4 protein-coding genes are annotated in these 6340 nt (G+C 45.8%); 2 read left to right on the forward strand and 2 right to left on the reverse strand.

Features of this window, described 5'->3' with window-relative positions; all coding sequences use genetic code 11:
* Positions 1 to 138 precede the first annotated feature (138 nt).
* On the reverse strand, positions 139 to 1851 hold the full coding sequence (locus ACSW3C_RS12255; protein WP_486562878.1) for a PucR family transcriptional regulator: 1713 nt from the start codon (positions 1849 to 1851) through the stop codon (positions 139 to 141).
* Between the two features lie 156 nt (positions 1852 to 2007).
* Complete coding sequence (locus ACSW3C_RS12260) at positions 2008 to 2745, reverse strand: IclR family transcriptional regulator (protein WP_486562879.1); 738 nt, start codon at positions 2743 to 2745, stop codon at positions 2008 to 2010.
* 230 nt (positions 2746 to 2975) lie between these two features.
* On the opposite strand from ACSW3C_RS12260, the gene ACSW3C_RS12265 reads away from it, so the two are divergent.
* Together ACSW3C_RS12265 and ACSW3C_RS12270 are read left to right on the forward strand one after the other, a co-directional pair.
* Complete coding sequence (locus ACSW3C_RS12265; RefSeq protein WP_486562880.1) at positions 2976 to 4340, forward strand: alanine/glycine:cation symporter family protein; 1365 nt, start codon at positions 2976 to 2978, stop codon at positions 4338 to 4340.
* 22 nt (positions 4341 to 4362) lie between these two features.
* Entirely contained in the window at positions 4363 to 6045 is a 1683-nt protein-coding gene (locus ACSW3C_RS12270) for a M20/M25/M40 family metallo-hydrolase (protein ID WP_486562881.1), read from the forward strand.
* Positions 6046 to 6340 lie beyond the last annotated feature (295 nt).

The raw sequence follows: 6340 nt of genomic DNA on the forward strand, positions 1-6340 counted from the left end.
CACTCCCTTTTTTCATACACTTTTTTTACATTCATCACCCGATAATTTGAGAACGACAAAAAAGGAGCCGAAATCGACTCCTTTTCACAATTATTTTACGGATACGTCTCACTGTACAAAACTAATTCCATTTTCGAATTAATGGTAACCATCCGCTGCCGGCTTATTTCTTTCCACTATGGAATCCAGATGCTCCTCCATGTTCTGAACGCCTGTTTTCCACACTCGAATGCTTAGTTCAAGAAGAAAGGAATGGTCGGGATCTGCAATGGAACGGCCTGTCAACGTTTCAATTTTTCGCAGTCGATACAACAGAGATTGACGGTGCAAGTTTAATTTCCGAGCTGTCTGGCTGACATTCCCACAGTTATTGCGATAAACGGAAAACGTATGAATCAACTCCATCCCTTTTTGTTCATCATATTCTACGAGTGGAGCAACGATGGAAGAGGTGATTTGCTGGACATCTTTCGTAATGGCCAAATTCAGCAGCAAGCGGTTCATCTGCGTTTCGTCGAAATAGGTCCTCTTCCCGATCCCCATTTGGTTTCTTCCCATATCGAGTGCTGCTTTTGCTTTCGTAAAGCTGCCGGCGAACTCCCCGATACCATCCTTTTGCCTGCCAATCCCCCACGAAAATACAACTTCCGGCAACAGGTGGCTAAGCCGCCTTTCCACTAGATCCAAAAATTGATTGGCCGTGTCGGCAGCAGTTCCATTGGAAGTTTCCAAGTAAATGATGATTTCAGCATTTTTATAAGCATACAACAATCGCCGATGTACATTTTCCGCAGCATACAACATGCCATCTTTAATAATTGTATGGATTCTCTCTAAAGCCGGCTTTTCATACGAAGAATTTTCAAGAGTAAGCCGTTCCAGATTTTCAGGTCGGCCGACTATACAGTCATACGGAAGTGATAGATCATAACGGAAAAACTCAGCATGTGCATCAATATGGTCTGCAGACATTTGATGCCCCATTGCAAGACTTAACAGAAATTCATTTTGCATCCGGCTTTCGGCTTCCATGACAGCATTATCTCTTGAAAACCATAAGGCCGCAGCCGCCACTCCTTGCTCAGCAATGGCCAACTCCTGCAAGCTCAGTTCCCGGTCTGCCTCACATAGTAAATAATAATCCCCTTTAGACGCACCGTTTGATTTGATTGTGAAATGAATCAATTGGCCATCTTCATCATCCACTTTACGCGCTCTTGCATGCATAGGATGGTGGGAATCTCTTATTTCGATGCTTTTGTCCGTTTCTCCATCCTTCAAGCTCTCTATCCGATCTGTATTCGCACTGCCTGCCGCGCACCTTCCTTTCTCGTCAAAAATCAAAACAGCCAATTCCAGTTCCTGCTCGATTAACTCGGCAAGCTGGCTAATTGACTTTCCTTCTAAAATCATTTGAATAAGCTGCTGTTGCACATCTTTTGGCCGGTCTGCCTGGCCTTGCCGCAAATCGATTAAACAACTCATGATTTCATGAACAATATCTGCAAACCGGATCTCCCATGGAATTTCCATGATGATAAATCCTCTTTCCTCTGCATATTGAATAATCTCTGCAGGGATGGAAAATACATGCCGGCCTGTTGCAATTGCCAAAACGGATGCTCCCGAATTATAAACATCCTCAACAAACTTCAATAGTTTTAATGGATCTCCATAGCATCCGATCCCTGTACTTAAGACAAATTCATTATCTCTGACAAAATTCTCAACCGGATTTTCAATGACTGACACCCATTCGACAATTCGTTCACTGACCCGATCTTTCGCTGTCACTATGGAAGCCCCTTCTAGAAGCGGCAGGTTTACGATATCTTCCACTGCTATTCCCACATGTGTCTCCCCCTTTCATTACGGTCTCGAGTAACGGTAAATTTTACTATCCATTGTAACACATTTCGGTATTATCTGATTATAGCAGCTGGACTAACTCAAAAAATAAAACGCATGGAATTTATGCAATTCCTGCGTCTTCAACTCGTCGTCTATTTAATTGCTCTGCCCCATGGCGGAAGAAATCTCTTCTGCCGCTTCCGTCACTTTTTCAATAAAACGGTCCAGCTGATCTTCCGTTGTTTGCATTTCGAGCGCCTCAATACTGATAGCCCCCAGTACCCTACCTTCGAAATCAAAGACCGGTGCCCCGACGGCTAACGTTCCTTCTGTCTTTTCGCCTCTGCTGATAGCAAAACCTTTTCGCTTGATGACACGCAGTTGTTGTTGGAATTCGGCACGCACGTCTTCTTCCGGAATCAGCCGTTTGAGCAACGCTTCTGTCGATTGCGGCGGTGCATAGGCCAGCATCGTCTTGTTCGCTGCCCCGATGTGCATCGGAATGCGCTCGCCAATGCTGTCAATGATCCGGACATTTCGCGGACTATCGATCCGATCCACAATGATCGACACCTCATCATTTGGCGCGTTCAAGTAGACCGTCTCCTCCACATCTCTCGCCAATTTCTCGAGAATGGGACGAGCAACGTGCCGGATATCCAGCTTCTCGTACTTTTTCAGGCCGAGCTCTACCCATTTATAGCCAAGTTCATATTGTTTTGTATGTTCAATTTGAGAAACGAGGTCATGCATTTCCAGGGATTGCAGCAAGCGATATACCGTACTGATCGGCAGTCCCGTTTTTTCCGCCAATTCGGCGACCAGCCATTTGTCTTTATTTGATTCTGACATAGCTCCTATGATGAGCATAGCCCGGTCTATCGATTGGATCATCTCTGCTTCGCCTCCCGTCTTCCCCATATTGTATCAAAACCGACCTCCCTTCGCATCTTTAATTTTCAGACCCTTCCCAATTTAAAAGAAAAATAGATTGACAAGGACCTAAAAACAGAACTAAAATAGTATTAACTTTTCACGATGCGGAATTTATTCCACAATGCGGAATGCTTATACGTAACGTGAAAGCGCTTTCTAAAGAGAGATAAATAGAGAGGTTGGGAGAAATGGAAGGGTTTACAAAATTCATTGCGGATATTTCAAATTTCATATGGGGCATTCCCATCATCGCCATTCTCATCGGGGGCGGGATCATTCTGACGGTGCGTCTTGGATTTTTCCAATTCCGCTATTTCCCGCATATTTTAAAACAAACCTTTGGCAAGATTTTTTCGAAGAGCGAAGGGAACGGCACATTGACACCATTTCAGGCAACGACAAGCGCGCTCGCTTCCACAATGGGCGCAGCAAACATTGTCGGCGTTCCGGTAGCCATCGCACTCGGTGGACCAGGTGCGATTTTCTGGATGTGGCTTGTCGCTTTAATTGGGATTGGAACCAAATACTCCGAAGTTGTGCTCGGCATGCATTATCGGGAGAAAAACGAGGCTGGCGAATATGTCGGCGGGCCGATGTATTACATCCGAAAAGGGCTTGGCTGGAAAAATGTCGCGTCTTTTCTTGCCTTTGCGCTCATGATTGAAATTGCTGCTAGTACGATGGTGCAGTCCAATTCCATCGCTACAACAATGAAAGGTTCATTCGGATTGCCACCTATCGTGACAGGCATCCTTGTGGCATTGCTCGTTATCTTGGTGACTTACGGTGGAATCAAAACGATCGGGAAAGTATCGGAGAAGTTGATTCCATTCATGGTTGTCATCTATCTCGTGGCAGCACTGATTGTTATCTTTGCGAATGTGAAGGAACTTCCTGCAGCATTCGGATTAATTTTTGAACATGCGTTTCAGCCGATGTCAGCAGCAGGTGGTTTTGCAGGAGCAGGTGTGGCAGCAGCCATTCGCTGGGGACTTGCCCGGGGGCTTTATTCCAATGAAGCCGGTATGGGAACTGCACCGATCGCCCATTCTGCAGCCATTACAAATCATCCGGCGAAACAAGGATTTTGGGGTGTTTTTGAGGTAATCGTTGATACGCTCATCGTTTGTACGATTACGGCACTCGTCGTCCTGACTTCAGGCGTTTGGAAAACGATATCGCCAGATCAGGCTTCATCGATGGTCACAGAAGCGTTTGTGCCCGTATTCGGCGCATCACTTGCGGGAACGATCGTCTCGGCTACGCTTTTCTTGTTCGTCATCACAACGGTTGTCGTCATCATTTTCTATGGTGAGAAACAAGCTGAATTCCTTTTCGGAACAGGATTTTCTAAAGTCATGCGCTTCATTTACATCGGGGCAATTATCGTCGGGGCCGTAGGCGGACTCCAGTTCATCTGGCAGTTCCTTGATTTATTACTCGCCTTTGTTGTTATTCCGAACGTCATCGCCGTCCTTTTCCTAAGCGGAAAAGTAAAAGAAATCACAAACGACTATTTTACAAATCTCTATCCGATAGAACGGAAAAAATAACTCAATTAAGGAGGCAAGAGATATGTACAATCAACTACGAACTTTAGAAGTATCACAACAGGTCGAGATGCTTACACGTCATTTGGTAAGCATCAACAGCATCAACGGAACACTTGGTGAGGTGGAAATCGTCCAGGAAATCTACCGGATTCTCCGGTCTTTCCCTTATTTCGAGCAGCATCCCGACCATCTCTGGCTCCAAACAATTGAAGGAGATCCAATCGGCCGTCAAAATGTCTTCGCTTTCGTGCAAGGCGGAAAACACTCAAACCAAACAGTGCTTTACCATTCGCATATTGATACAGTGGCAGTCGAAGATTTCGGTCCGCTGAAGCAAGATGCCTTCTCTACAGATGCGATGGAAGCCTTTTTCCGCGGCTATGACAGCGACCCGGTATTGCAGCAGGAGGCGCTTTCAGGCGATTGGATGTTTGGCCGCGGTTCCGTTGACATGAAAAGTGGAGCTGCTGTCCATATCGCAAACATTCTTTATTTCTCGGAACATCCCGAAGAATTGACAGGCAATGTCCTGCTGCTTTGCAATGGTGATGAAGAAAGTGAACACCGCGGCATTGTCGGTGCCCTTTCCGAATTGAACCGCCTGCAAGCAGATCAAGGTCTTTCATTTGTGATGGCTATCAATAACGATTTCATCACGCCACTGTACGAAGGCGACACGCACCGATATATTTACACAGGAGCCGCTGGAAAAATCCTTCCCTGCTTCCATATTTACGGTAAGGAAGTGCATGTCGGGGATACGCTCTCCGGCATTGACCCGAATTTCATTGCCGCTAAATTAACAGAACGGATTCACAATCGATACGCCCTAGCGGAAAAAATTCCAGGTGAGCTTGTGTTGCCGCCAACTTGCCTGCAGCAACGCGATACGAAGGAATTGTATACTGTCCAAACAGCTATCAGCAGCCACCTCTACTTTAATTATTTTGTCTACGAGGATACACCCGAGCAAATTCTAGAGAAGTTGCTTCACGAGACAAAAGAGGCTTGCGAGGAGACGGAACAATACCTCCAGCAACAATTCGAAGAGTATATTGATTTCACCGGCTTGCCTACACGGGATTTGTCTTGGCACATCGATGTGACAACATATGATGACTATCTGCAGTATTTAATTCAGCGAGGTGTCGATGTCCAAACCATCATTAACGAAGCGCTCGCGAATCAAACCGGCGACTTGCGGGATACGAGCTTCTCCATCGTCAGTGCCTTGCAAGCAGCGGATCCTGAGAAGAGACCACGCGTCATCTTGTTCTTCGCGCCTCCTTTCCTGCCTCATAACTATTTGAAGGCAGACGTCGCACGAGATGAAAAAATCCAGTTGTCCATCGCGAACGTGCTGAAAGAAATGAGCGAGCAGACAGGCGAACGTTTCGAACTGAAGAAGTTCTTCCCGTACTTGGCAGACGGCAGCTTCCTGTCCATCCACGAAACAGAAGAACAGCTCGAGCCGCTAGTCCACAACTTGCCGGAATGGAATCGCATCTACTCGATTCCATTCGACACCATCCACAAATTGAACATCCCTTCTGTCAATATGGGTGTCTACGGCAAAGACGGACACAAATGGACAGAGCGCGTCTACAAACCGTATTCGTTTGGCGTGCTGCCCAAGTTGATTCGCAAAACAACTGTGCAAATGCTGAAAGAAGCATCTGAAGACCAGCCGCTGGAATTAGTGTAATGACATTTGCAATCCCCTTTCGAAGTTTGAAAGGGGATTTTTGATGTCGTCTAGTTAGCTTAAGGTGCAAATATATAACGGGTGAACGGCAGGTTAAAGGATGGAATTGGACAAAATATCGAGGCGGACGCCAGTATATTAAATTGAGTGCCTGATAATCAAAACGAATACCAGATAAACGAAACGAAACGAACTCCATATAATTAAAATCAACGACAGATAAACAAAACGAACGACAGATAATCTAAACGAACGACAGATAAACAAAACGAACGACAGATAATCTAAACGAACG

The sequence above is a fragment of the Sporosarcina sp. AD_1 genome (genome assembly GCF_057373025.1).